At 75.7% G+C, this 309-nt stretch carries 1 pseudogene; it reads right to left on the reverse strand.

Annotation, left to right across the window (positions count from 1 at the left end):
• Positions 1-309 (reverse strand): annotated as a pseudogene (locus FF041_RS39665) (mobilization protein); the annotation flags it as partial.

Raw genomic sequence — 309 nt, forward strand, 5'->3', positions numbered from 1 at the left:
GGCGAGGCGTTGCTCGACGCGGAGGCCGGCGGCGGTGAGCCGGGCGAAGAACTCGCCTTCGTCCGCGGCTCCGGCGAGGGCCTGACGGACTGCTTCGCGGAGGGTCTCGCGCGGTGGCTCGGCCCGCCCGGTGCGCTCCGCTTTGGAGCGCTCGGCGCTGGTGGGGCGCTGGGCGGCGGTTCGGTCGCCGGAGTTGAGCCGCTGGAGGCCGAAGTCGGCTTCGATACGACGGCACTCGGCCTGGGCCCGGACGGCGTCCTGGTGGCGGCGGGGGCTGCGGCCGTCCTGGCGTTTGAGGGTGGCGACGAT

The sequence above is a fragment of the Streptomyces jumonjinensis genome (assembly GCF_009600885.1).
Classification (GTDB): domain Bacteria; phylum Actinomycetota; class Actinomycetes; order Streptomycetales; family Streptomycetaceae; genus Streptomyces; species Streptomyces jumonjinensis.